Below are 261 nucleotides of genomic sequence, written 5' to 3'. Positions count from 1 at the left end.
AGGCAACCGATCAGATCGGCTGGAGCTTCAAGGTTGCCGACAGCGTGCTCGACTCGCTGCAGGCGGGCCAAAAGCTGACGCAGACCTATGACGTCTCCGTCGACGACGGCAAGGGCGGTACGGCGACGCAGACCGTGACGATCACGATCACCGGCACGAATGATGCCCCGGTGATCACGTCCGGTTGGCAGCTCGGCGGCGTGGTGGAGCGCTTTGACGGCTTTCCGGGCGAGAACACGGTCACGCACACGCAGGACGGCA

General features: G+C 64.8%; 1 protein-coding gene. It reads left to right on the top strand.

Annotated features, from left to right (window positions below; translation table 11 throughout):
• A partial coding sequence (locus IB279_RS38310; RefSeq protein ID WP_192341301.1) for a VCBS domain-containing protein occupies positions 1-261 on the top strand: 261 nt, incomplete at both ends.

Origin of the sequence: Ensifer sp. ENS06, from assembly GCF_014852205.1 — a bacterium.
Lineage (GTDB): Bacteria > Pseudomonadota > Alphaproteobacteria > Rhizobiales > Rhizobiaceae > Ensifer > Ensifer adhaerens.
This window is presented reverse-complemented; position numbering and strand designations above follow the sequence as displayed.